The organism is Micromonospora luteifusca, from assembly GCF_016907275.1.
Lineage (GTDB): Bacteria > Actinomycetota > Actinomycetes > Mycobacteriales > Micromonosporaceae > Micromonospora > Micromonospora luteifusca.
Genome location: NZ_JAFBBP010000001.1, coordinates 5,809,865 through 5,832,990, shown reverse-complemented (window position 1 = coordinate 5,832,990; position 23,126 = coordinate 5,809,865). Strand labels below are relative to the sequence as shown.

Sequence of the window (23,126 nt, the reverse complement as noted above, 5' to 3'; positions counted from 1 at the left end):
CGCGGGCCGCGGTATGGTCCGGCCGTGTTATCGCCGACACCGCCGAATCGTCGGACGTCATCGTGACCATGGGCTGCGGTAACGCCTGCCCGGTCTTCCCCGGGAAGCGCTACAAGGACTGGAAGCTCGACGATCCGGCCGGCAAGGGCGTCGAGTCCGTCCGCCCCATCCGCGACGAGATCCGCAGCCGCGTGGAGAAGCTCCTTGCCGAACTCATCCCTGCTGCCTGACCCGTCGAATCGCTGCCCGCCGTCGGCGCCTTGGCCTCGAGTAGCAGCACTGGGAAGCCAAAGCACCCCGCCCTCAGGAAACCGCTTCCGGCAGTACCGCCCTGACAGACGGGGTATCGGCCGGCGGGGCGCGGCTCTCGTCGACCGGCTGCCCCTTGACCTCGGCTGCCGCACCGTCGCTGCTCCAGCCCAGTACGCCCGTTGACAGCAGCGGGCGGGGTTAGGAGCCGAGCCAGCGGTCCAGGTAGGCAAACAGCCCGGTCAGGTCGGTGCCACCAGCCCGGTAGCCGATGTGCCCATCGGGACGGACCAGCAACACGCCATTAGCGCCGGGGCCGAACCCCAACCGCCGCAACGCCTGAGCAGCGGACGTCGGGGCCGCTCCGACGGCGTCGGGCTCGGTCAACCGATGCGCGGTGAGTTGCTTCCCAGCCAGCCTCACGGTGTCGCCGGCAGACCAGGCAGCGGATGGTCCACACAGCAGCAGGTGCCATCCGGGCGTGGAGGCGAGCCGATGCAGCGTGCTGGCGTCTCCGGTACCGGGCAGCAGGGCGTCGGGCAACCGGTCTCCGGGTCGTGGACCGGTCCGCGGTGGGCGCGACCCTTCCACCGACAGCGGACTGTTCCGGTACCTGACGCCCAGCTGCGACACCGTCCGGAAGGCGGAGGCTCGCACCAACCGCGACGCGAACACGACTGGGATGAGAGCGGGGGCGATCCGGGTCCGAGCGAACCGGACGGCCGGATTGGTGGACGTCGCGACAGTGAACGCCCGGTCGCTGAAGCGCAGCACCATCCGGCCGACAGGCGCCCGTTCCGTCTCGTAGGTATCCAGCAGCGCCGAGGTGGCGTTGCCCCGCAGGGCCTGGGCGAGTTTCCAGCCGAGGTTGACGGCGTCCTGGATGCCGGTGTTCATTCCCTGCGCGCCGGCGGGGCTGTGGATGTGCGCGGCGTCGCCGGCCAGGAACACGGACCCGGCCCGGTAGCGGGTGGCGGCACGGTGGTGCAACCGGAAATTGGTCATCCAGACAGGATCACGCAGGCGCACCGTCGCATCGGTGTAGGTGTCAGCGAGTGCCTGCACCTCGTCGAGGGTGACCGGGGCGTCTGGTGAGGCCACCTCGGCGGGTGGCCGCATGACCAGCAGCCGCCAGGTGGCCGGGTGCCCGAGTGGGAAGAAGAACAGCATTCCCCGCTCGGACAGGAACACGTGCGCCGTCCCGGTGTCGAGGCCGTCGGCCTCCAGGTCCGCCAGGACGAACGTCTGCGGATACGCAGCGCCCTCGAATCCGATTCCGGCGAGGCGCCGCACGGCGCTGTGCGCGCCGTCGCAACCCACCACGTACCGGGCAGCCACCCGCTCCGCCCGGCCGTCTCCGTGGCGCAGCGTCGCCACCGCACCGTCGACGGCACGGTCCAGACCCACCAGCTCGACACAACGTTCAATGTCAAGCCCCACCGCCGCGAGGTGCTCACCCAGGATGCGCTCGGTCTCCGCCTGCGACAGGAACAACAGATACGGATACGCAGTGCCCGACAGACCCAAATCGAACAACGGCACGGTACGCGCCCGCCCCCGCGCGTGCAGACACAGCCGCACCGCACGGTTCCCAACGGCCACCATCTCGTCAGTCACCCCGAGACTGGCGAGGACCTCCAGAGTGCGGGGCTGAATCGCCAGGGCACGGGACTCCTGCACCCGGTCGAGAGATCGATCCACCACCCGGACCCGCACACCCAAGGCGGCCAACTGCCCGGCCATAGCCAGTCCGGTTGGCCCCGCCCCGACCACCAAAACCTCGACGGCGCTCACCGGACCTCGACCCGGCACGACCCGACGACCCCGACCGGTGTCTCCAGCAGGCCGGCTGAAGTCTTGAACGCAAACGTGTCCACGATGTCGACCACCCAGATCCCTCGGCGCGACGCGCGACTGACCCGCCTCGACCCCACGCTAACCCCGTATCGCCAACTGCATAAGCCGGCCACCGGCGCGACACGACGACTGGGGTTAGCGGTTAAGGCACTGCCGCCGTTTCTACCAGTCGCCGCTCCAAGTCTGCCGGCGTCGAGGGACGCAGGCGCGGATAACACATACGGCCGAAAGGTCGGCCCCGGCGCGGTCATCCTGGCCGTCGCTGCGGCGAAGACGACCAGATGACGCGCCCCTGCCGGTGGTGTCGGTTGGCCCGTCACCGGCCCGCCGCTCGATCCTGATCCGGCGGGTACGTCTGTTCGTCGGGGCGACCATCACCTACAACGTGATCGAGACGGTCATCGCCATCAGCGCCGGGACGATGGCGTCCTCGACCGCGGTGATCGGGTTCGGGCTCGACTCCAGCATCGAGGTGGCCACCGCCGCCGCCGTGGCCTTGCAGTTCTCCGGACCGAACCACGAACGCCGAACGCGCCGCGCTGCGCGTCATCGCGCTGTCGTTCTCCGCCCTCGCCGGGGACGTGTCCGTTGAATCGCCGCGCTTGGACTTGCATCCGGTACCTAGGTACAGGCTTACCGTCATGGGTATGAGCAGCGATAACCAGGCATGGGTGCCCGAGGCGTGCACCCTGCCGAGCGTGCAACGGCCGCTGCGGCTGGCCGAATTCGACGACCTGTTCGCCACTGCCCTGCTACAGCAGCAACGGCTGTCCCCCACCCACCTGCGGTGGCGTCTCGACCCGAGCACCGAGGCCACCGCCCGGGACCTGACCGGCCGGGAAAGCTCCTGCTGCTCGTTCTTCACCTTCGCCTTCACCGGCGACGACACCGGCACCCTGCGTCTCGACGTGCAGGTGCCCGCCGCGCACGTCGATGTCCTCGACGCGCTCGCGCAACGGGCCGCCGCCGGGATGACGGCATGAGCGGGCTGCGCAGCAGCCAGGTCGCCGCAGCGGCCGGAGTGAATCCGCAGACCCTGCGCTATTACGAGCGCCGCGGGCTGCTGGCCGAACCGGACCGCAGTTTGGGCGGGCATCGCCTCTATCCGGCCGAAGCGGTCACCGTGCTGAGGGTGATCAAGGCGGCGCAGGGGCTCGGGTTCACCCTCGACGAGGTCGCCGACCTGCTCGACGCGGGCCAGCACCGTCACGGCCGCCACGCCGACGCCGGTCTGCGGGTCCGCGCCCAAACAAAACTCGCCGAGGTCGAGGCGAAAATCGCCGACCTGCAGGTCATCGCCAGCACCCTGCGCGCCGCGGTGGACGCTGGCTGCGATGACCTCGTCGCGTGCGCCGGGCAGCCGTGCTGCCCCATCCCCTTTGCGACCATCACCGTCAGAGGAGTCCTCGATGCCGAAGACCGTTGACCAGAATGCTGCTCGGGCGCGCCGAGGGCTGCGACGCGGAGGACGCGTTGCAAGCCGCCCACATCGAGCCGTACAGCGGCAGGAACAACGATGTGACCAACGGTTTGCTGCTTCGCGCAGACGTGCACAACCTCTTCGACAAGGGCCTGATGTGGATCGACGACAACTATCGCATTCGCACCTCATCCGAGCTGGTGTCGCGCCACTACAACGACCTCGATGGTAAGGAACTCCGGCGGCCAGTCAGCCGCGCGGACTGGCCGGACAAGGAAAAGCTATACGCGCATAGGGCAGGAGCCCGTCGCTGACGACTGCTGCGGATGGGGTTCGTTGAGGACTTCCGCCGCGGGCCCGTTGTCGAGGCCCATGGTCTCCCGGGCACGAGTAGAGAACTCGGTGTCGGCGTAGTTAGGGGCGTAATGGCGGTACGTGCGCGTCAGTCCGGTACGGTCACCCGCTGCTCCGGGGTCGGCTTGCCGGCGCCCGGGAAGTGCACCTCGGTGTCGAAGGCGAGCACCCCGTAGTAACCGCCCGAGGTGTACCCGCTGAATCGGATCGTGTAAGCGTCGCTGCCCGTCGTCGGGGTGACCGCGTGCGGGACCAGCCGGCCGCAGGACGCGGTGTGCCCGGGCCCGTTCCCGCTCGGTGAGGTGGCGGTAAGGGAGTAGTCCTGTTCGCCGGCGTGGCTGACCCGGCAGGTGATGGTCAAGCTCAGCGGCTCACGCGAGTCCGGGGTCCATCGGCCGTCGTCGTAGAAGAAGGGCTCGACGAAGACGTACGGGTTGAGGTGGTAGGCGCCCGTGTCGTTCTTGCGCAGCCGCTGGGTGCAGAAGCGGAAGTTTCCCTTCGTCTTGCCGCTGAGCGAGACGTACACCTGATTGCCGGCCTGAAGGGTGCAGGTCTGCGACAGCAGGGTGTAGCCGCGGGGGAATTCCGGGGCCGGGGTGGCCCTACCGGCGGGGGCCGAGGCGGCGGCCGAGCCGGCCCGCGCTGTCGCCGACGTGCGCGGCTTGGGCGTCGGGGAGGCGCTCGCGGGCAGGTTGCTGGGCGTGGGGGTCACCGCCGTGGCGGCACTCGTCGTCGCCGCCGCGGTGGGCGCCGTCGCCACGACGGTGGGCGCCGGGGTGGCCCAGGCAGCTCCGGCAGCACCGGATTCGCCGCAGCCGGCAGCGCCCGTGGCAAGCAGCAGCGGCGCCAGTACGCCGTAGCGGAGGAGCGGACGGCGCCGCCGGACGGGTGCGCTCATCGCTGCAGCGTCGCGGTTGCGTAGCCGTCAGGATAGAACTCGTAGTAGTCGCGGTACCGGACCGTGAAGGTGGTGGTGCCGCGAGGCAGCGAGTAGGTGAGGGTGTATTTGCCGCTGACGTCCAGCTTGCTGCGCCAGAACTCCCGCTCCGCCCCGCCGTTGGTCGACGCGGTGATCCACCAGTAATTGTCGTCACCGATGGGGGAGCTCCAGGTCACGCTGAGCTGCGCGGTCTGCTTGTCCTTGCCGGTCCCGACCTGGGCGGTGACGGCCAGATCGGTGACCGGCGGCTTCGGCGGGTGCGCCGGCCCGAAGGAGTGCAGCAGTTGGGTTTCCTGGTAGGGGTCGGTCGAGGTGACCGCCCAGGCCCGGGTGCCGTCCCGGTTGACCAGCAGCGTGCCCTCCCAGAGGCTGTCGCCGCTGCGGAAGTCGACGGCGTACGTCGGGACCGTGCTGCCCTTGCCGTAGAGGTAGACGTCGGCGTCACCGGAGGAGGTCGAGGCGCGGCCGATGGCGACGGTCGAGCCGTCCCCGGACCAGGCGGCGTCCTGCGGATAGACGCCGCTCGGATAGACGGTGGCGTCGGCGAGATCCGGCAGCCGGTACGAGTGGTGCTCGTACGGGTGGCTGACCGTCTCCACCACCTCGGTGCCGTCCGGGCTCACGGCGTAGTCGATGAGGTTGCTGCCGGTGTTGTCGCGCCGGGCGACGATCGTCGGGCTGTCGCCGGAGACGTCGATGACGTACGTGGTGACGGGCGAATACCCGGTGTCGCCGGCGACGAGGAGACCGGGCGCGCCGGGGCTGGCGTCGATGATCGGGTGGTAGTTGGGGCCTTCGGTGTAGACCACTGGCGGGATTCCGGGCGCGGACCAGATCAGCAGACCGCCGGAGCCGATGCCGGCGTCGATGAACCCGCCGATGACCTTCTCGCCGGTCGGTTCGACCGTGTACAGGTGGGCGCCGACGGGTGCGGGATAGCTGGCGATGATGGTGAGCGTGGCGGCGTCCAACGCGATGATCCGGTTGAAGCCCTGGGCCGCGTACAGGATGCGTCCGTCGTCGCTGAGGACGAGGTCGGAGATGTCAGCGACGGCGGTGATCCGGGACAGCAGCCGGCCGTCGAGGTCGGTCACCACCAGCGGCAGTCCGCCACCGACCCCCTGTGCGAGGTAGAGGCGGCCGCGCGCCTCGTCGAGCTCGATCGCGCGCAGGTCGTCCACCGGCAGCTGGACGCCGACGCTCCTCAGCGGGGCCGCCGCGGCGGCGGCCGGCGCTGCTCTCAGTAGCTCCCCGGCACTGAGCCCGATGGCCGCGGTTACCCCGGACGCCAGCAGTTGACGACGTCGCATGACACCTCCCCGTCTCGGCCAGCCGCGGTACCGACGGCCGGGCGAGATCCTAGTACCGGGCTCGCGACTGGCGCTGAACCCCACCGCCCGCCCCGCTCTTGATCTAGGTCCCGTCCACCCGCGGTGGACGATGGGCGCACGAGCCAGCGCACCGCCTCGGCCGCCTGCCAGCTCCGCGGATTTCATCAGCGCGGCTTCGGCACCTGCCGGTTGAAGCGGGGATTGAGGGCCAGGACCAGGGCCTCCTTCGTACCCTCCGGGTTGTCGGTCTCCTGCCAGCGGACCTCGCAGCGACCCAGCCAGCCGGCGATGTCCTGCGCTGTCGCCACCGGGCCCTGCTCGTCGAGGAGCCGGCCGACCCCGGCAGCTGCTGCAGACCCGACACCGCGAGAACTGCCTGTCTGCCCGGTGGCGACCGGCGTCAAGCTCACCACCGCAAAAGCCCCCGCCGGTGGCGGACCACGACGATCCCGGACCCGAACGCCAGCAGACGCCCCGACCTGGTCGGGCGTGACTTCACCACCAACCCGGCCGCCCTCGATTCCCGCTGGTGCGGGGACATCACCTACATCAACACCTGGCAGGGCTGGCTCTACCTGGCCACCGTCATCGACCTGGCCTCACGCCGCATCGTCGGCTGGACCATCGCCGACCACCTCAAAACCGACCTGATCGACGCCGCTCTCACCGACGCCCTCGCGCGACGCCGACCCACGTCCGGGCTGGTCTTCCACTCGGACCGCGGCTGCCAATACACCAGCGCCCAACACGCCCGCCTCGCACAACGTCACGGCATCCGCCTGTCCGTCGGACGGCGCGGGCAGTGCTGGGACAACGCGGTCGCCGAATCGTTCTTCTCCACCATCAAGACAGAACTGCTACACCGCCAGCCATGGCCCACCCACCAAGCCGCCCGCCAAGCCATATTCGAGTACATCGAAGGGTGGTACAACACCCGCCGCCGACACTCGACCCTGGGCTACCTCAGCCCCGCCGCCTTCGAAGCCACCGGTTCACACCTACAACCAACGGTCCAGGCAGCCTGACTAAGACCAACACATCGACCCTGTCCGTCGAAACGGGTCAAGCCCATCCCCTGTTGTCATGCCGGATACCGCCGACGATGTCATCGAGGTCGGCTGGCGCCGCTGGCAGTCGTTCAAGCGTAGGCACTGGAAGGCCGCCGGGAGCTGGGATCAGCGGTTAGGGCGTGTATCAAAGTCGGCTCAGTGATGAAGTCTCGGCGCGTTGTTGATCGATAGACGGCGAGGTCTCCGGTAGATGGTTTGTCGACCAAGACGAATCATCAGCACGGAGACCTCGTGGCCACTGTAGCGGTGACGAGGCGGCACGACCTGACCGACGCACAGTGGGCGGTGCTGGAGCCGCTGCTGCCCACCGTGCGCAGGCCGGGTCGGCCGCCGTCGTGGACGAAGCGGCAGCTCATTGATGGGATCCGGTGGCGGGTGCGGGCCGGCGCACCGTGGCGGGACATCCCGGACTGTTATGGCTCGTGGGCGGCGGCGTAGGCGTTGTTTCGCCGCTGGCAGCGGGATGGGACCTGGGCGCGGATCCTGACCACGTTGCAGGGCCTGGCCGCCGCGGCTGGGCGGATCGCCTGGGATGTGTCGGTGGGCTCTACGATCGCCCGGGTGCACCAGCACGCTGCCGGGGCGCGTAAAAGGGGGACCTGCAGAAGGAGCCGCCCGGCGGGATACGCACCGAACCGGCCGATCACGCCCTGGGCCGCTCTCGTGGCGGGCTGACCACCAAGCTGCACCTGGGGTGTGAACAGGCCCAGAAACCGCTGTCCGTTGTACTGACCGCCGGGCATCGTGGGGACAGTCCGCAGTTCACGGCCGTGCTGGACGGTATCCGGGTGCCCCGGCCCGGTGGTGACCGGCCCCGCACCCGCCCCGACCGGGTCTTGGCCGACAAGGCGTACACGTCGAAAGCCAACCGCCGCTACCTACGCCGACGCGGGATCAAGGCGTGCGTCCCGTCCAAGGCCGACCAGGACGCCAACCGGCGCAAACTGGGCTCCAAAGGCGGCCGACCACCGGCCTTCGACCCCGAGCTGTACAAGCAACGTCACGCCGTGGAGTGCGGGATCAACCGGCTCAAACGTAACCGCTCCGTCGCAACTCGGTTCGACAAACTCGCCGTGCGCTACGAAGCCACCGTCCACATCGCCGCCATCAACGAATGGCTGTAACCGACTCTGATAGAGATCCTAGCCGGTCAGCTCGAGCAGGAACCGCAGGCTGGGGCGCTCGCCCGACGTGGTCTCGCCGAGGAGTCCGAAACCGTTGCGCAGCAGCACCTTGCGGGAGGCGTGGTTATCCACGGCGGTGCCGGCTCGTAGGCGCTTGAGGCCGTAGACGGCGCCTGCCAGCACACAGACGCGCCCGACGGCTTCGGTGGCCAGGCCACGCCCGGCGAAGTCGCGGCCGACGCGGTAGCCGATCTCCGCCTCGCCATCGCTGATGCAGACAAGGTTGACCCGGCCGGCGACTGTCCTATCGTCGGTCAGCAGGAGGTGGAACAGATCGGTGCCCTCGGCCTGCATCCGCAGCAGCGCAGCGTGACGGGCGGGGTAGTCGGCGAAGAAGCCGTCGCCCCGGTCGGGGATCACCGCCGCGAAGTACTCGCGGTTGACTGTTTCGAATTCGAGGACAGCATCCAGATGCGCGGCGGTCAACTGCTGCAGGTGCACGCCCCAACCCTAGCCGGCCCTCACCGGCCCTGGCCCGCGCCGACCGCCGGAACGAAGTGATGCCGCCGCGACCAGGGCCGCGAAGAACACGGTGAAGGAAGCGACGAGCCCCCGTTCCGCCCGGTTGATGCCAACATGACCACTGCCCGGAATCGGCAGGGACCTTGCCGGAGGCAGCCCCGGGCCAGCGCTAACCAACTTTGATACAGGCCCTAGAAGACCTGGCGAAGGGCTTGCGTGATGCCTTCGAGCCCGACGGACGATTGGTGGGGCCGCTCATTGAGGACTACCGCCATCTGGCCTCCACCTTGGGGCAGGCGTTCATGGCCAACGCCGACGCCTCAGGGGACCGCCGGTAGCTACCCCACGCACCATCGGCGGCTAGAAGAGGATGCCGGCAAAATAGACGATCGTTAGGCCATCCAGACCAGGAGACACTCGATCAGCGGCAAAGCCGGATGTGCCCACCGGCAGGGGGGCCGCTGCAGATGGTGATCGGCGCGACGCCGCGCCCGGTCGGCGGCTACTTCTGATCTTGGTCGAGGTTGGCCTCGTGGGTCAGATTACTGGCTAAGCCCGGGTCGGTGGCGAGTGCGGGCCGGGCCGGGCCGGGGCGGGGCGGGGCGGGCAGAGCACGGCCACGGCGATGGCTGCTGTTATCGCCGCCCCGGCGGGGTAGGCCATGCCGCCAAACTCGTCGGTGGGCACCAGGCCACGCCAGAACGGCGAGTCAGGCACGGCCGTGTCGGACAGTGTGCCCAGGAATTGCAGACTACCGAGCAGCCAGGCGGGGATCAGCAAGACGAGACCGCCAATGGCGGCGGTGGCCGCGAGAGGAGCGGCCCACGGACGGTGCTCGAGACGGCGGCTGGCCCAGCCGGCTATCAGCCAGCCGGCCAGCATACCGAGCAGGCCGACGGCGAGCGTCGAACCGGTGAGCCACCGCGGTTCCGCCCGGTAGATCGAGACCCTGAGCCCGCCTTCGGCGTACGCTGCGTCGAAGTAGTCCTCGAAAGACAGCACGAGTGCGCCGTTGCGTGCGGTCAACGCCTGCGAGTTGTTTTGCCGGGCGCCGGTTTCGATGTCGGTCGGGCTGGTCGAGTAGGTGTCGGTGACGCGCCAGCCGGCCGCCTCCAGGCGTTGCTGCAGGCCGGCTAGATAGGCATCGACGTCCTCGGTCGCAGGCGTTCGATCGGTGAGGTAGCTGACCGACGCCGCATCGGTCTCACCACCGTTGTTGCGGAAGGGGTCGTCCGACCTTCCGTACGATTGTGCCGATAAGCCTGGGGTGAGCATCTGGGCGAGCTGAGTCCACGCTGCGCCGGTTGGAAGCGCCGGCGCCGCCTCCCAACCAATACGGTTCGCCAGCGACGCGCTCAGAAAGCCGGAGAAAATTGAGGCGAAGATTGCCAGCACGACCACGCCTCTGCTAAGTGGGCGACCGAGTCGGGCCCGCATGCCTTGCCGAAGCAGGTTGAGCGTCTCAATAGGGCCGGGCCGGACGTGTCCGGCCTCGGCGGCCATGAGCAGCGTGTCTGCCAGTTCTCCGCGACGTGAGCCCTTCGGGTAGACGTGCAGCAGCAGGCGATATGGGGTGGCGAGGCGGCGGCTCATGCGAAGGCCGGGCCAGGCCGCGTGGCGTTCAGCCGCCGCGATGCGGTGCGAACGTTGTGGGCCAATCGCGCTGTCTCCTCAGCGAGTGCGGCCGCGCCGCCGTCGGTGAGGCGGTAGTAGCGCCGAGGACGCCCTTCAACGGTCTCCTCTCTGTCGATCGCGACCAGTCCTTGGGCGGCTAACCGGTCCAGCGCCGCGTAGAGGGTGCCGGCCTGCAACCTGACCTGGCCTTCGGAGAGCGCCTCGGCCGTCTGGATCACGCCGTACCCGTGCCGTGGTTGATCGACCAGTGCGGTCAGGATCCAGAACGTCGGTTCTCGCATGGCCTTCGACATAATCGCCAATATAAAGATTATCTGACTATGGTGCAACGGCACTGGTGCCGCGCCGGCCGGGGCGCTTACATCGCCTGCTTGCAGTCCGGGCCACGCCCCGCGACCGGCAGACCCGAACGGGCCTGACCGCGCGCAATCGCGGCTTGGACCGGCCCGTCGGGCGTCGCTGCCAGCGCCACCGGCGGTTCACGCGAGCCGTCGCCAGTCGGGGCCGGCGGGCCGTTCCGTCGACGTCAGCGCGGCGAGCATGACGTCCTCAACCTGCTGCGGCGTCAACTGCTCGCTGTCGTCCGCGCCCGGCACGTAGGCGCCCCACGAGCGCCCCTCGTTGTCGGTCATCACCACACCCACCGGCTCGCGGCGATCGCTGACCGCTGCGATGGCACCCCACGGACGGCGGATGTGCACCTGCTGCTGAAGATCCGGGTCGAGCTCGCGCAGCCACCGTCGGACCGTCTCCCGATCGTCGAGCGACACCGTCTCGGAGGTGACCCGGAACAGGCGGGGGGTGCTCAACAGCTCCGCGACGTCCTGCTGCGCCGACTCCGCCCGACCGGTCAGCCTCTGTAGCCAGCCCATCTCGTCTCCCGGGGGTGTGGTCCTGACGTGGCCCGAACGGGCAGCACCGCGAATCCAGGGTGCCCCGCCGCGAGACCTCGCAAAACCCGCCAACATGCTCGGCCGCCAACGTCCAACCAAACATTGCAGCTTGCTGGCGTGGGTTGTCACGGGCCTTCGTCAAGGCGTTGATCACCAGCGCCATCTACAACGACTCGGAGTGGCTGGGCGACTTCCCTCTGCACACCGCGGCGGGCACGACGGACGGCAGCCGGCCCACCCTAGAGTCGCCCCGACCGAGTTCCGGGAGCCGGGGCAGGTGTTCCACGTGACCGAAACCACCACGTTCCGTTGGTTCTCCGTCGACAGCGCCGGCAACATCGAGAAGAACTACGACCCGACGAAGAGCGACAAGCGCGGCAACTACCGCACGGCGACGATCACGATCGCCAAGAAGTAGCGCTCTTCCCTTGACCATCGCCTCGTCGGTGCGGTCCACCCCCATCGACGAGGCGATGGTCGCACAAGCCGGCCCGCGCTACGAATGCTCGGTACCCCATCAGCTGGCCGGATCGACGAGGACGCCAGGGTTGAGGATCCAAGACGGATCGAGCGCGCTCTTGGCGGCGCGCAGCGCGAGCGCGACGGGGTCGGGACGCTGCCGGTCGTACCACGGCCGGTGGTCGCGGCCGACGGCGTGATGGTGGGTGATGGTGCCGCCTGCGGCGAGCAGCGCGTCGGACACGGCGTGCTTGATCTGGTCCCACTGGTCCACCGTGGCGCCCCAGCGGCCGGTGGCGTATACGCCGAAGTAGGGTGCGGGGCCGTCCGGGTAGACGTGGGTGAAGCGGCAGGTGACCACGCCTGTCGCGCCGACCGTTCGGAGCGCGTCGCCGGCCGCGGCGAGCACGGCCGCCCGCAGGGCGGAGAAGCGGTCCCAGGTGCACGCGGTCTCGAACGTCTCCACGATCATCGACCGGGCGGCGAGCGCGTCGCGTTGGTACGGCATCCGTAGGAACGCCGACCGCCAGGCCTCGGCGGCGGCGGTCCGTTGCCGTGGACCAGACGAGTCGTCGCCTCTGGGTGGCTCCGGCAGGGCTCCCCCGTGGTCGCGGCACAGCTCGACGGCGCGGTCCAGCCATGGTGTGACCGGATGGTCGGCGGACTCGAACCCCAGGACGAGAACGCCGCCAGTGGTGGCGGCGCCGGCGTTGAGCAGCGCCTCCGCCGGGTCGAGCAGCCGGCAGTTGCTCGGGTACAGCCCGGCCTGGGCGATGGCCCGGGTGGCGGCGACCGCAGTGTCGTAGTCGGTGAAGTGCACCGCGGCGTCCGCCCGCCAGCGCGGCCGCTGCTGCAGCCGCATCCACGCCTCGCTGATGACGCCGAGCGTGCCTTCCGAGCCGAGGAACAGCCGGTCCGGCGCGGGTCCGGCGCCGGAGCCGGGCAGCCGCCGCGACTGGCTGATGCCCGCCGGGGTGATCACCCGCAACGACTCCACCAGGTCGTCGATGTGAGTCAGCACTGTGGCGTAGTGACCGCCGGCGCGAGTGGCCAACCAGCCACCCAGGGTGGAGAACTCGAACGACTGCGGGAAGTGCCGCAGCGCGAGGTCGTGCCGCTGGAGCTGGCCCTCCAGCGCCGGGCCGAACACGCCGGCCTGGATGCGGGCCGCCCGGCTGGTCCCGTCCACCTCCAGCACCCGGTCGAGGCACCCCAAGTCGAGACTGACCACCGCGGGATACCGGCCGTCCAACCGGGGCTCCACGCCGCCAACCACCGACGAGCCACCGCCGTAGGGAATCACTGCGACGCCCCGGCCCGCGCACCAGTCCAGCACGTCAACGACATCCTGCTCGGTCGCCGGCCGGATCACCAGGTCCGGCGGATCGTGAACGTCCCCGTGCAGGTTGCGAACGACGTCCCGGAACGCCTTACCGTGTGTGTGCGCCGCCCGGTCGGCCGGGTCCGTCGAGCACAACCGCACGAGTGACGCCGGCGGATCGACCCGCGGCAGGCGCAGGCCGAGCTCGGCTACCGACGGCGCGACGTGCTCGGTCAGGTCAGCATCGGGCAGCAGGGTACGCACCCGGTTGACTAACGCCATGGCCTCCGCGCCAGTCACCGCGTCCTCGACGTCCCCCCAGCCCCACCACGAACGGTGCTTTTCGGCCACGCGGCCTCCCCGCCGTCCACGATCGCCGGATCGACTCGCCGGTAACGTACTCGACAGCTGAACTCCCGTCGATGTGGCAGGGGCGCGCGCGACCCGGAGCGCCGGGTCGCCGCGTGGGTCCAGTCGTGCGGCCCGGCTCGTCGGTGTCCGGGGTGACCACCAGTTCCAGCCCGGCGCAGGGCCCACGGGCCCTGACCAGCGACCGCACTGCGCTGATCAGCGCCCGGTCGACGGCGGCCAACCTGACCACTACGATCATCGATCGACGGCCCGGATCGACCCGTCACGAGCTACGGAGAGCACGAAGGAAAGATCCGTCCGGTGGACCTGGCGAGAGCGTGATCGGCGTGACGACGGTGTCCCGGACCGGTGTTAACGGGGCTCGGGCGACGCTGCGCAGCATCGGTCACGCGCCCCCGTGCTGGCCAGCGTGATCGGCAGAGGCAACGTCCGACTGGGCCGCGGCCCATGCCTGAAAGGCGAGAAGACCATGGCACACATCGATCTCGGCGTCGACGAGACCCGGTTCCCCGGCATCACCGGCCTCATGCGGTACCGCCCGGAAACGTCCAAGCCGCTCAGCGAGCTGGCCGAGGTACTGCTGCGCACCCCGCATTCGCTCCCGGCCGGCGAGCGCGAACTGATCGCCGCATACGTCTCCGGGCTCAACGAGTGCACCTTCTGCTGCGCGTCGCATTCGGCCTCCGCCGCGGTGCAGCTCGAGCAGGGTATGACCCTCGTCGACCAGGTGCGCGCCGACCTCGATACCGCCCCAATCCCGGCCAAGCTGCGCGCGCTGCTGCGCATCGCGGGCGCGGTACAGGTCGACGGCCGCAGCGTCACCGCCGAGATGGTCGCGAACGCTCGCGCGGAAGGCGCCACCGACCTGGAGATTCACGACAGCGTCCTGATCGCCGCCGCGTTCTGCATGTACAACCGTTACGTCGATGGCCTCGGCGCCTTCGCGCCCGACGGGCAGGAGGCCTACACCGACTCCGCACGCCGGATCGTCAAGTTCGGCTACCGCCCGACGGGCGACCCGAGCCAACCGGATCACCGACTGTCTGAGCACACACAAGCGTGATCCCCGCATCGACTCCTGTTTCCGGTTTCGACACGTACAGCACCGCGGCCGGGCCAGTCGCTCTGCAGGAGCGTCCAGCACGTGGCCGGGAGGTCAACCAATCCGGCGCGGGGTTGCTGGTCGGGTGAAGCGCCTGGCATGATCCGGGCATGATCGAAAGAATCGAGTCCTCCGTCCGCCGGTGAGCGTGACACCCGAGCCTGGACTGCTCGGACCCCACTTGTCGATATTTGATCATGCGTTGCGGATGCATCGCGAGGATCCCGACGCGCCTCTTCTCCGTGACGGTAAGCCGTACCCGGATGAGGGACAGCACCGAGGTCGGAAGTCCCGTCCTCGAGAGCCGGAGGATCGGCGCCGCAACGGTGCTGATGTCGCCGCCGTTTTGGACACGCATTTCGCCGATCGGTCCGCCGTTCCAGGCGATCTTGCCGGGGCGTTCCATGACCTCTATGTTCCGATCCATCCCAATGAACACATCACGGCTGCGGCCTGCAGGGTGGACGCCGAACGTGTCCGAGCGACCGGTCGCTGGCTTGTCCAGCACGCGACCGATCGGTGCGCTGCAACTGTTGGTCTGGCGTTGCTGACCACCGTATGGGATGAGGACGACATCGAGCTGATCAAAACGATCGGGTTGCTGTCGGACCGCTTCGGCCCACTGGCCGCCCGTGCGCTCGAACGGCGGTCGTGGTGCGGCGGCTCGGACGCATTGCTGTGGCTAGCCGAGCGGGTCACAGGCTGGGGACGGGTCTATGTCGTGGAGTCCCTGTGCACGATCGGCAGCACCGCAGCGCGGCCGTGGATGCTGCGACGCGCCTGTGATGGCGACTACCTCAACCGCTACTTCGCCGGAAAGGTCGGCACTGCGGCGCACCTGCAAGAGGCGATCACCGCGGCGAATCCGGACAGCGAGTTGGTCGATCACACCGGCCTACTGCTGACCATCATGGCTGACAGCGGCGGCACGGGCATCACGCTCGAGCACTACCCGCCCGCCTCCACCGTCCTCGAGGCCCACTGCGAAAACGCCGGCCGCCTAGAGCCGTCGGTGGAGCGTTTCGTCATCGCCGCGCAACTGGCTGAGCATTTACATCACCCAGCGGCGGAACGAATAGCTTGGCCCGAGGGCGGACGAGAGCGCGTTCTGAGCGGCTATCTTTCCCTGCTCGATCGCGACGACTGGTGCACAGTCGCTCGCGCTGGGCTGGCCGCTGGCGATCACCGTGTTACCTGGCTTGCCAAAGCGCTGGCACCAAGCCTTGGGCTTCGAGCGTTCACCGTGAACGACGAGTAGCTTCCGGAGGAAGGCCGGCGGGGAGCACGTTCACGGTTTCCTGCCGGCCTGCCGCCGGTCGTCCTCTTGATGGCCTTGTGGTAGTTCGCTCCGGATGACGGGCCGCCGGTCCTGGCGTTGATCTTGGCCGCGTCTTGCACGCGAAGGTCAGACGCACTGACATCGGCTACAAGCGGGGGCCGGCCCGCCCGCGAAGCGCAAGCTACCGCTGTTGAGACCTTCGGGTCCGCCGAAGAGTTCACCAGCTTGAAGTGCCTGGTCAGGGCGCCGCCCGTGGGATAGGTGTCTCGAATGACGGAACCGCCGCCGCTCCACCGAGCTCACCCGCAACGCTCGACAGTTCCGGATCACCGTTCCATTCAGCCAGCCACATCAACGAGTACGCCGACAAGCGGTAAGTTGAACAGCCTGCGACCTGATCGGCCACCGCAAACACGGCCACGTCGCCCTCAAGGCACGGATTTGCCGATGAGCGGACGTTGGGACGTCGGTGGTGCGGGTGTCGTTGGATGACTATGTGGTCGGGTGTCGCAGTGTCCCCGCGGATATCGCGTCGCTGCGGGCGGGTTGTCGACCGGGTGCTGAGGTACGGGGTCGAGTACCTATACGGTGACGACGGTCTTTCCGGCGGCGTGGCCTTGAGCGAGGTGGCGGATCGCGTCGGCGGCGTCGGCGAGGGGGTAGGCGCGGTCGATGACGGGGGTGACGGCGCCGGAGTCGATGAGCCGTCGTAGTTCCTCAAGGTCGGCGGCGTGTTCCTTGGCCATCAGGCTGCGCAGGCGCTGGCTGACGAAGATGGACATGAGCGGTGCGCGCAGCATCTGTCGGTCGAAGCCGCCGAGTAGCCGGCCGCCACCATGCTCGCCGCCGACCAGGACCAGGGTTCCGCGTGGCGTCAGGGCGCGCCGCAGCAGGGATACCGGACGGTTGCCCGCCGTGTCGATGATGACGTCGTACCGTGCCCCGTTGCCGTCGATCTGGCTGTGGGTGTAGTCGATGACGTCGGCGGCGCCGAGGGAACCGACGAGGTCGACCTTCGCGGTGCTGCACACGCCGGTGACCGTAGCGCCGAATGCCTTGGCGATCTGCACGGCAAAGCTGCCCACGCCGCCCGCCGCGCCGATGACCATGACTCGTTGCCCTGGCCGCAGGCCCGCGCAGTCGCGCAGGCCCTGCAGCGCGGTCATCCCGGAGATGGGCGTGACCGCGGCCTGCTCGAAGGAGAGGTTCGCCGGCTTGATCGCCAGCCGATCCTGCCGGGCGGTCGCGTACTCGGCGAAGGAGCCGCTCTCGCAGGTCCCGTACACCTCATCCCCCGGTCGCAGCCGGGTAACCCGCGCACCGACGGCCTCCACAACCCCGGCCAGGTCCCGGCCGCGTACCGGCACCTTGGGCCTGCGCAGTCCGAACCCGAAGGCTCGCACCAGGTACGGCCGGCCGGTCATGAGGTGCCAGACGCCCGGGTCCACGCCTGCGGCACGCACCCGTACGAGCACCTCGTCGTCACCGATCGAGGGCCGGTCGATGTCACGCAGTGCCAGCACGTCCGCCGGGCCGTACACGTCCTGAACGATCGCCTTCATGATGTCTCCTCGCCAGAGTTGGGGTACTGGAATACCTCGTCGAGCCGTACGCCGAAGACGTTGGCGATGAGGAAGGCCACTTCGAGGGAGGGCGAGTACCGGCCCTGCTCGATGGCGATGACGGTCTGCCGGGTCACGCCGACGCGTTCGGCCAGTTCGGCCTGGGTCATCTCGCCGTGCGCGAAGCGCAGTGCGCGGATGCAGTTCGTCACGCGGGTCGGCTTCACCATTGCGGGAGCCTCCCGCGGTACATGGCAATCTTCGCGACCGAGCCCAGGACCGCCGACAGCGTGAAGCCCAGGTAGATCACGTTGGCGATCCAGAACCGGTCCCACCCAGCAATCGCCATGAGCATCGCCGTGACCGCCCCGATGACCAGGAACGACTGACCGACGTAGTCGCCGAGTTGGCCAATCTGTCGGTCACGCACGTCCGCGGCGCGCGACGCTTTGGGGCTCACGACACCGATCGCGGTCTCGGCCACGATGTTGGCAACGATCGACGCACCGACGGTCCACAGCAACGCCGCCGCGTAAGGAACCTCCGTCAACGGCCGCCCACCCGCGCGGCCCACCACAGTGACCACGTAGACGGCGTACGCCACCACGGCGACGACCAACATGATCCACGCGCGCTTCTCTCTGTGCGCCATGCCTGCTCCTCGGTGTACAACATTTTCGACACCATGAACGTAACGGATGTTTGACGTGGTGTCCAGAATTCTTTACATCGAGTTTGGGAGTGACCGCCCTGGCCGCCCGCAACGCACGGCAGTCGACCCGCTGCACCCTGCCGTGGGCCCGCCACTGCTTGCGACCTCCGCACCGCAGAGCGGTGCTCCGGCGGCCCCAGCGAATGCGCCTGAAGACGCCCTCATCTAGCCGCTGACAAGGCGCGGCGTTCGTGAGCGTACTTCCCGATTGACCGATGCGGCTGCGGGAGCCAGCGCTGGTGCCAGCCAAGGCGCTGGGCCGGCAGCTCACGATCGGTCGGCGGTCCGGTGCGAGCCCGGTTTGAGGGAGCAGGTTGGGAGCAGCGGGGTGCCCTGAACGGCCTTGAACTGCTTCGAACGGCATCGAACGGCGCTCAACTGCACCCGCCCCTGCCTGCGGCTCCACGTTTCCGCAGGTCAGAGTCGGTGCGGCGTCCTGTTTCACACGGAGTGCTCAGCGGTTTTGCGCAGCAGTCGACAGCAATCTATGTTGCCTGGCAGGGAAGTATGCGCAGGTCATGGCGGTAAGGAGCCGCTGGATGGCCTGGCCTTGCAAGTGGGAGCAGATTGGGTGCAGGTTGGCGAAGTGGTCACCGCGTCCGAAGTGCTCACGGACACCGGACAGGGGAGGGGCTTTGACCTGCGGTGATGCGGTCCGGCGGTCTGGCGTGACCTCCCAGAGAAGACCGAAGTGGTCAAGCTGCAGGCCCTATGGATCCGACCGCCTCGCCGGTTAGTGACGGCCGTCGGAACGGAACATTGCTGGAGGGAGCTGATCGATATCCGTCTCTGCACGTCTCCTTCGCCCCCACCTCCGACAACCAGTGCGATCATGCCGTCGAGTGGTTGAGCGAAGCTATCCATGGCCGGATCTCGCCATATCGATCGGCGTCCTGGCGCTGACGGACGGATCTGCCGCCGAGCGGGCGCGCCGCGAGGCAGGAAAGCTCGTCACCTTCTGTAGGCATCCGCCACGGGTATCGACCCACCCCCAGTGCGCGCCCGTGCCGAATTGAGTGTTGTGGATTCGCTGTTGCTGGATCAGGCGGTGGCTCGCCGGGCGCGGGTGGCCATGGGTGCCGAGCGCCTGGTCGAGGTCGTGGTCTGGAGGGTTCGGAGGATGACTCGATGGGCGTTGACTCGCATGCCTATATGGGCATACGATTTGGGTATGGCGCGAGCAGCGACGACCACGGACGCGTTCAATGCGATTGCCGAACCTCGACGGCGAGACATCATCGAGTGCCTCACCCACGGCGAGCTCGCCGTGGGTGAGTTGGGCACTGCGGTAGGCCAGAGTCAGCCGCAGGTGTCCAAGCATCTGCGTGTTCTGAAGGACGTGGGAATCGTGACCGCCCGGGACGAGGGTCGACGGCGGTTGTACCGGATCAACGGGGCGGCGCTCCGACCGGTGCACCAGTGGACTTCACAGTTCGAGCACTTGTGGAACCAGCGTTTCGACCGGATGGACCGGGTGCTTGCCGAGCTGCAGGACGAGGAGAGCTGAATCGTGGTCGAGCGAGCCGTCGAGACGCGCCGGCTGTTGCTGGCCGGAATGGCCCTCGGGCCGCTGTTCCTGCTGATCTGGGCGGTGCAGGCGTTCACCCGGGAGGGTTTCCGGCCCGGGTATCACCCGATGAGCCTGCTGAGCCTGGGCGAGTTGGGATGGATCCAGATTCTCAACTTCGTGATCTGCGGCCTGCTGCACATCGTCTTCGCCGTGGGGCTGCGCCGGAGTTGGCGCCAGTCCCACGGAAGCCGGTGGGCTCCGCGGCTGCTCGCGATCTGCGGACTCGGCCTGATCGTGGCTGGCGTCTTTGTCACCGACGCTGGCGCCGGCTACCCACCGGGCGCGCCGATCGGCGCGCCGCCCCGGATCAGCTGGCACGGCGTTCTGCACGAGGTCGGGTTTGCCGTGTCCACCGTGGCCTGGCTGGCGTTCTGCGCGGTGCTCGTGCACAGATGGCGGGCTGGACGGGCCAAGATCTGGGCATTCGCCGGAGTGCTCGTACCAGTCATTGTGTTGGCAATCTCCTTGTGGCCGAACCTGGATACCCTCGGCCCACGGCTCGTGGCAGGCACCGCTGTTCAGCTCGCCTACACAGCGGCCATCGCCGCCAGCACGCGACGCCACGCCAACGAGCCGGGCTCCGCCGGCCCATTCGCCGAGGAAAGCAATCTACTCGCCACAATTCAGGAGAAGACGGCATGAGCACCAGCGGCAGCGGTACCGCGACGGTCACTTTGCCCACCGACGAGCAGATTTGCATTGCGCGGCATTTCCAGGCCCCACCAGCTCGCGTCTTCCGGGTGTGGAGCACCCCCGATCTGGTTCAGCAGTGGTGGAGCGGTCACCACGGCACGACGACCTCCGTGGAAATGGACTTCAGGGTCGGCGGCCATTGGCGGTATGTCATCGCCTCCACCACCGGTCCGGAGCTCGCCTTCCACGGCGAGTACCTCGACATCGTTCCGGACCGCAAGATTGTCTACACGGAGGTCTACGAGGCGCCCGGAAGCACACCCGGCGACGACAGTGGGGCCCCGGTGAACACGGTCACGCTGGAGCCCGACGGCGATGGAACGCTGCTCACGCTCCTGGTGCAGTGCACCAGCAAGGAACTGCGCGACATGATCATGAGTTCCGGGATGGAAGAGGGCATGCAGGGACAAATGGACATCATCGAAGAGCTGGCCCGGTCCCTGGCATAGCGATCCAGCGCGAGCCGCACCGGCATCCGCACGAATTGTCACGCCACGTCCACTAGGGACCCTCGGCATGTTCGATCATCCAACGCGACGGTGATGGTGTGCGAGCGCAGACCGCCAAGCTGCCGGGCTCCTCGGCAATGCGGGCAACCTGAACCCTTCCGTGCTCATGCCATGAACCGGAGGGAGAGTCAGGCCCAACCTGCAAGATCAGGTGCGCACATCTGGCACCCCTCTGTGTCAAGAGGCCGCGTTCGCGGCCAGCGGGCGACGCCGTTGCCTTGGCATGATCGGGTGCGCACAAGTAGCCGCTGAGTGTGCGAGGATCTGGCCGGTGTCGAACCGGCCGCCGCCGACGATGCTCTCGTCGCTGGTCATGACCTCGATCGTGGCGGAGCGCTTGTGCGGGTCCATCCCGATGACCACATGTTCTGACGTGTCACTCAACGCGTCCTCCGATGCTCGATCAGCAGTTGTCGAGCCGGGAGGGCAACGCTACTTCGAGCCGAGCAAACCCCTCTTGAGCCTCTCCCCGCCCTGGGGCGACGCCCGGGCCGCGCAGGCCAGATGAGAGCCACACGACCAGCGTGGGCAGCCGAAATGAGAGCGACAGCCCGGGCGCCTCGACCGAAGCCTGGCCGGGCCACGGTCGCAGGTCAATAAAACAAGTAGCCGATGAGCGTGTACTCGCCAACGCTCCGGCGCCCATTCATCGGGGACCCGTTAGTTGTCCCGCAGCCGGCGGTAGGTTGTCATGCTCCGCGCTATGGAGGTTTCGGACGACCTGGCCGAGATGTGACTTGCGCAGAGTGACCAGCTGCGTCATCGTGCGGGGGTGCGCGCCCGGCTGTCGTGGAGGCTCCTCCTAGTGCCGAGGCTAGTCCTCGTTGCTGGTGTCATCATCTGGGCGCTGCTCAACGTTCTGCTGACACGACGGCGACCTCAGCCGCTCCGCCTGTCGCCGACGAGTGACGATCCAGTCGCAGACGCGCTCGCCGATGCCCAGCCCGTGCCCCGGTTCGCCGACGAAGCGCTCGATGTAACTGACTTGCGCTGGATCGTCGGCGTCGGGGAGATGGAGTTGGGCGACGAGGACGGGTACAACACGGTCGTCGGTCTGGACGACACGGTGTCGTCATACGCTGACGTTGCCGCCGACGGACTTGAGGATGCCTTGGCCGACCAGCCTGGCATCGACGCAGTGGAGCATGCGGATCGCGAGGTCGTCTTTGTGCGGAGCGTGCTCTCGCTGCCGGACGTACACGCGGCCGCCATCCGTGCACTGCTTGCGATCAACCGAAATCCCCGGCGGGTGCCTCGACTCCGGTCGTTGCAACCGGCCCTGATGAGCGCGGTGGCAGACGGTGTGGCCCCCATCCTGGCCGACCATGGGTTCGTCGGTCGACTGCGGATGAGCCTCGAACATGACGCGTCCCACATCGACCCGAACGCCCTGCACGGCCCCGGCTTCTACCGGGTCGCGGATGAACGCCTCGTCCAGGTATTGGGGCTACGGAACGGCCTCGGCTACCACAACGACGATGGCACGATCCTCAACTCCCGCGTCAGGCTCACCGTCGAGGTCGTCGAGATCACGACGACCGACGTGGTCGAGTCCATTGAACTCCAGCATGGGTGCGAAGTCATCGCTGGCGAGCGTATCCCGTTCACGTCTTACGACTGGACGCCTGCCGTCGTCAACGACATCGAACGCGTCCTCGTGAGCAGAGCCTTGCCGTTGTGCGAGTCCATCACGTCGCGGGCGGCCATCGTCAACCGGTGGGTCGGTGGCCTGCCGTGGTCCCTGCCCGACAGACTGCACTGGGAAGCTGCTGATATCGCGGCACGCTGGGGCTTCCGCAAGCATGCCCGGGACCTGTTGAAGCACGGGGGGTCCCGGAGGCTACCGCAGTCCGCTGCGGTAGCCGCGAAGCACGGACTCTGAGTGGGCGAACCTCCGGCCGAGACCGGCACGCAGCACACCAGCACGGGGGAGGCACGCCGATTCCGGGCCGGCGGTGGATGGCCAGTTCGACGACGTTTGATCTCCGCGCTTGTATCGGTACCGGTTTCCGGTTGCGCAGCTCGGTCAGGAAGTGGAACACCGGCCACGTCGACGACAGGCTGTTGCGGCGACCCATGACGCGCGCCAAAGAGCAACCCCACCAAGACCCACGACGTCGTTGCGCAACGCATCCGCTTCTAGCCGCTGTCA

The 23,126-nt window shown here is 68.3% G+C and carries 24 protein-coding genes and 3 pseudogenes; 14 read left to right on the top strand and 13 right to left on the bottom strand.

Annotation, left to right across the window (positions count from 1 at the left end; translation table 11 throughout):
- Positions 1-38: 38 nt before the first annotated feature.
- Positions 39-230 (top strand): annotated as a pseudogene (locus JOD64_RS26585) (low molecular weight phosphatase family protein); the annotation flags it as partial.
- A 220-nt stretch (positions 231-450) separates the two neighbouring features.
- On the opposite strand, the gene JOD64_RS26580 reads toward JOD64_RS26585, so the two are convergent.
- Positions 451-2,043, bottom strand: coding sequence for an FAD-dependent monooxygenase (locus JOD64_RS26580; RefSeq protein WP_204944741.1), 1,593 nt, complete (start codon positions 2,041-2,043; stop codon positions 451-453).
- A 355-nt stretch (positions 2,044-2,398) separates the two neighbouring features.
- On the opposite strand from JOD64_RS26580, the pseudogene JOD64_RS33245 reads away from it, so the two are divergent.
- From JOD64_RS33245 to JOD64_RS26565, 4 genes and pseudogenes are all read left to right on the top strand, one after another.
- Positions 2,399-2,708: pseudogene (locus JOD64_RS33245) on the top strand (cobalt transporter); the annotation flags it as partial.
- A gap of 45 nt (positions 2,709-2,753) precedes the next feature.
- Positions 2,754-3,089 (top strand): hypothetical protein, encoded by a 336-nt coding sequence (locus JOD64_RS26575; RefSeq protein ID WP_204944740.1) that lies wholly within the window; start codon positions 2,754-2,756, stop codon positions 3,087-3,089.
- Positions 3,086-3,532, top strand: a complete 447-nt coding sequence (locus JOD64_RS26570) for a MerR family transcriptional regulator (RefSeq protein WP_204944739.1) — start codon at positions 3,086-3,088, stop codon at positions 3,530-3,532. The genes JOD64_RS26575 and JOD64_RS26570 overlap by 4 nt, the downstream gene beginning before the upstream one ends.
- Before the next feature lie 5 nt (positions 3,533-3,537).
- On the top strand, positions 3,538-3,840 hold the full coding sequence (locus tag JOD64_RS26565) for an HNH endonuclease (RefSeq protein ID WP_204944738.1): 303 nt from the start codon (positions 3,538-3,540) through the stop codon (positions 3,838-3,840).
- 128 nt (positions 3,841-3,968) lie between these two features.
- Here the strand turns inward: JOD64_RS26565 and JOD64_RS26560 are convergent, their stop codons facing one another.
- The 3 genes from JOD64_RS26560 to JOD64_RS33240 form a co-directional block, all read right to left on the bottom strand.
- Complete coding sequence (locus JOD64_RS26560; protein ID WP_204944737.1) at positions 3,969-4,778, bottom strand: hypothetical protein; 810 nt, start codon at positions 4,776-4,778, stop codon at positions 3,969-3,971.
- The gene (locus JOD64_RS26555) at positions 4,775-6,130 is read right to left on the bottom strand and encodes a hypothetical protein (protein ID WP_204944736.1); all 1,356 of its coding nucleotides are present in this window, start codon (positions 6,128-6,130) and stop codon (positions 4,775-4,777) included. The genes JOD64_RS26560 and JOD64_RS26555 overlap by 4 nt, the downstream gene beginning before the upstream one ends.
- A gap of 185 nt (positions 6,131-6,315) precedes the next feature.
- The gene (locus JOD64_RS33240; protein ID WP_239559671.1) at positions 6,316-6,459 is read right to left on the bottom strand and encodes a hypothetical protein; all 144 of its coding nucleotides are present in this window, start codon (positions 6,457-6,459) and stop codon (positions 6,316-6,318) included.
- Here JOD64_RS33240 and JOD64_RS34005 point away from each other — a divergent pair.
- Positions 6,403-7,176, top strand: coding sequence for an IS3 family transposase (locus tag JOD64_RS34005; protein WP_372434254.1), 774 nt, complete (start codon positions 6,403-6,405; stop codon positions 7,174-7,176). The two genes, JOD64_RS33240 and JOD64_RS34005, sit on opposite strands and share 57 nt — an antisense overlap.
- A gap of 276 nt (positions 7,177-7,452) precedes the next feature.
- Positions 7,453-8,345: pseudogene (locus JOD64_RS26545) on the top strand (IS5 family transposase).
- Between the two features lie 18 nt (positions 8,346-8,363).
- Here JOD64_RS26545 and JOD64_RS26540 read toward each other — a convergent pair.
- From JOD64_RS26540 to JOD64_RS26525, 4 genes are all read right to left on the bottom strand, one after another.
- Entirely contained in the window at positions 8,364-8,846 is a 483-nt protein-coding gene (locus JOD64_RS26540) for a GNAT family N-acetyltransferase (RefSeq protein WP_204944735.1), read from the bottom strand.
- A 570-nt stretch (positions 8,847-9,416) separates the two neighbouring features.
- Positions 9,417-10,460 carry a hypothetical protein gene (locus JOD64_RS26535; RefSeq protein ID WP_204944734.1) on the bottom strand — a complete coding sequence of 348 codons (1,044 nt, stop codon included), beginning with the start codon at positions 10,458-10,460 and terminating at the stop codon, positions 9,417-9,419.
- A complete protein-coding gene (locus JOD64_RS26530; RefSeq protein WP_239559670.1) occupies positions 10,457-10,795 on the bottom strand; it encodes a PadR family transcriptional regulator in 339 nt (112 codons plus the stop codon). The genes JOD64_RS26535 and JOD64_RS26530 overlap by 4 nt, the downstream gene beginning before the upstream one ends.
- Positions 10,796-10,981: 186 nt before the next feature.
- Positions 10,982-11,374, bottom strand: a complete 393-nt coding sequence (locus JOD64_RS26525) for a hypothetical protein (protein WP_239559669.1) — start codon at positions 11,372-11,374, stop codon at positions 10,982-10,984.
- Between the two features lie 307 nt (positions 11,375-11,681).
- Here JOD64_RS26525 and JOD64_RS33605 point away from each other — a divergent pair, with 307 nt between their 5' ends.
- Positions 11,682-11,813: a hypothetical protein gene (locus tag JOD64_RS33605; protein ID WP_258400330.1), complete on the top strand. Its 132-nt coding sequence runs from the start codon at positions 11,682-11,684 to the stop codon at positions 11,811-11,813.
- A 99-nt stretch (positions 11,814-11,912) separates the two neighbouring features.
- Here the strand turns inward: JOD64_RS33605 and JOD64_RS26520 are convergent, their stop codons facing one another.
- Positions 11,913-13,526, bottom strand: a complete 1,614-nt coding sequence (locus JOD64_RS26520; protein ID WP_204944733.1) for an FAD-binding oxidoreductase — start codon at positions 13,524-13,526, stop codon at positions 11,913-11,915.
- Between the two features lie 490 nt (positions 13,527-14,016).
- On the opposite strand from JOD64_RS26520, the gene JOD64_RS26515 reads away from it, so the two are divergent.
- Both JOD64_RS26515 and JOD64_RS26510 read left to right on the top strand, forming a co-directional pair.
- Complete coding sequence (locus JOD64_RS26515; RefSeq protein WP_204944732.1) at positions 14,017-14,610, top strand: carboxymuconolactone decarboxylase family protein; 594 nt, start codon at positions 14,017-14,019, stop codon at positions 14,608-14,610.
- Positions 14,611-14,857: 247 nt separating this feature from the next.
- A complete protein-coding gene (locus JOD64_RS26510; protein WP_204944731.1) occupies positions 14,858-15,907 on the top strand; it encodes a hypothetical protein in 1,050 nt (349 codons plus the stop codon).
- Between the two features lie 602 nt (positions 15,908-16,509).
- On the opposite strand, the gene JOD64_RS26505 is transcribed toward JOD64_RS26510, so the two are convergent.
- From JOD64_RS26505 to JOD64_RS26495, 3 genes are read right to left on the bottom strand one after another with little or no spacing between them, the layout of a single operon-like run.
- Positions 16,510-17,490, bottom strand: a complete 981-nt coding sequence (locus tag JOD64_RS26505) for an NAD(P)-dependent alcohol dehydrogenase (RefSeq protein WP_204944730.1) — start codon at positions 17,488-17,490, stop codon at positions 16,510-16,512.
- Positions 17,487-17,720 carry a helix-turn-helix transcriptional regulator gene (locus JOD64_RS26500; RefSeq protein ID WP_204944729.1) on the bottom strand — a complete coding sequence of 78 codons (234 nt, stop codon included), beginning with the start codon at positions 17,718-17,720 and terminating at the stop codon, positions 17,487-17,489. The genes JOD64_RS26505 and JOD64_RS26500 overlap by 4 nt, the downstream gene beginning before the upstream one ends.
- Positions 17,714-18,142, bottom strand: a complete 429-nt coding sequence (locus tag JOD64_RS26495) for a hypothetical protein (protein WP_204944728.1) — start codon at positions 18,140-18,142, stop codon at positions 17,714-17,716. The genes JOD64_RS26500 and JOD64_RS26495 overlap by 7 nt, the downstream gene beginning before the upstream one ends.
- 1,231 nt (positions 18,143-19,373) lie before the next feature.
- On the opposite strand from JOD64_RS26495, the gene JOD64_RS26490 reads away from it, so the two are divergent.
- The 3 genes from JOD64_RS26490 to JOD64_RS26480 are packed head-to-tail and all read left to right on the top strand — an operon-like array spanning position 19,374 to position 20,914.
- Positions 19,374-19,709 carry an ArsR/SmtB family transcription factor gene (locus JOD64_RS26490; protein ID WP_204944727.1) on the top strand — a complete coding sequence of 112 codons (336 nt, stop codon included), beginning with the start codon at positions 19,374-19,376 and terminating at the stop codon, positions 19,707-19,709.
- Between the two features lie 3 nt (positions 19,710-19,712).
- On the top strand, positions 19,713-20,414 hold the full coding sequence (locus JOD64_RS26485; protein ID WP_204944726.1) for a DUF998 domain-containing protein: 702 nt from the start codon (positions 19,713-19,715) through the stop codon (positions 20,412-20,414).
- Positions 20,411-20,914, top strand: a complete 504-nt coding sequence (locus tag JOD64_RS26480) for an SRPBCC family protein (RefSeq protein ID WP_204944725.1) — start codon at positions 20,411-20,413, stop codon at positions 20,912-20,914. Before JOD64_RS26485 ends, JOD64_RS26480 begins: the two co-directional genes overlap by 4 nt.
- Positions 20,915-21,151: 237 nt before the next feature.
- Here JOD64_RS26480 and JOD64_RS33235 read toward each other — a convergent pair whose 3' ends face one another.
- Positions 21,152-21,289 carry a hypothetical protein gene (locus tag JOD64_RS33235; protein ID WP_239559668.1) on the bottom strand — a complete coding sequence of 46 codons (138 nt, stop codon included), beginning with the start codon at positions 21,287-21,289 and terminating at the stop codon, positions 21,152-21,154.
- 457 nt (positions 21,290-21,746) lie between these two features.
- On the opposite strand from JOD64_RS33235, the gene JOD64_RS26470 reads away from it, so the two are divergent.
- On the top strand, positions 21,747-22,856 hold the full coding sequence (locus JOD64_RS26470; protein WP_204944724.1) for a hypothetical protein: 1,110 nt from the start codon (positions 21,747-21,749) through the stop codon (positions 22,854-22,856).
- The last annotated feature ends 270 nt before the right edge of the window (positions 22,857-23,126 follow it).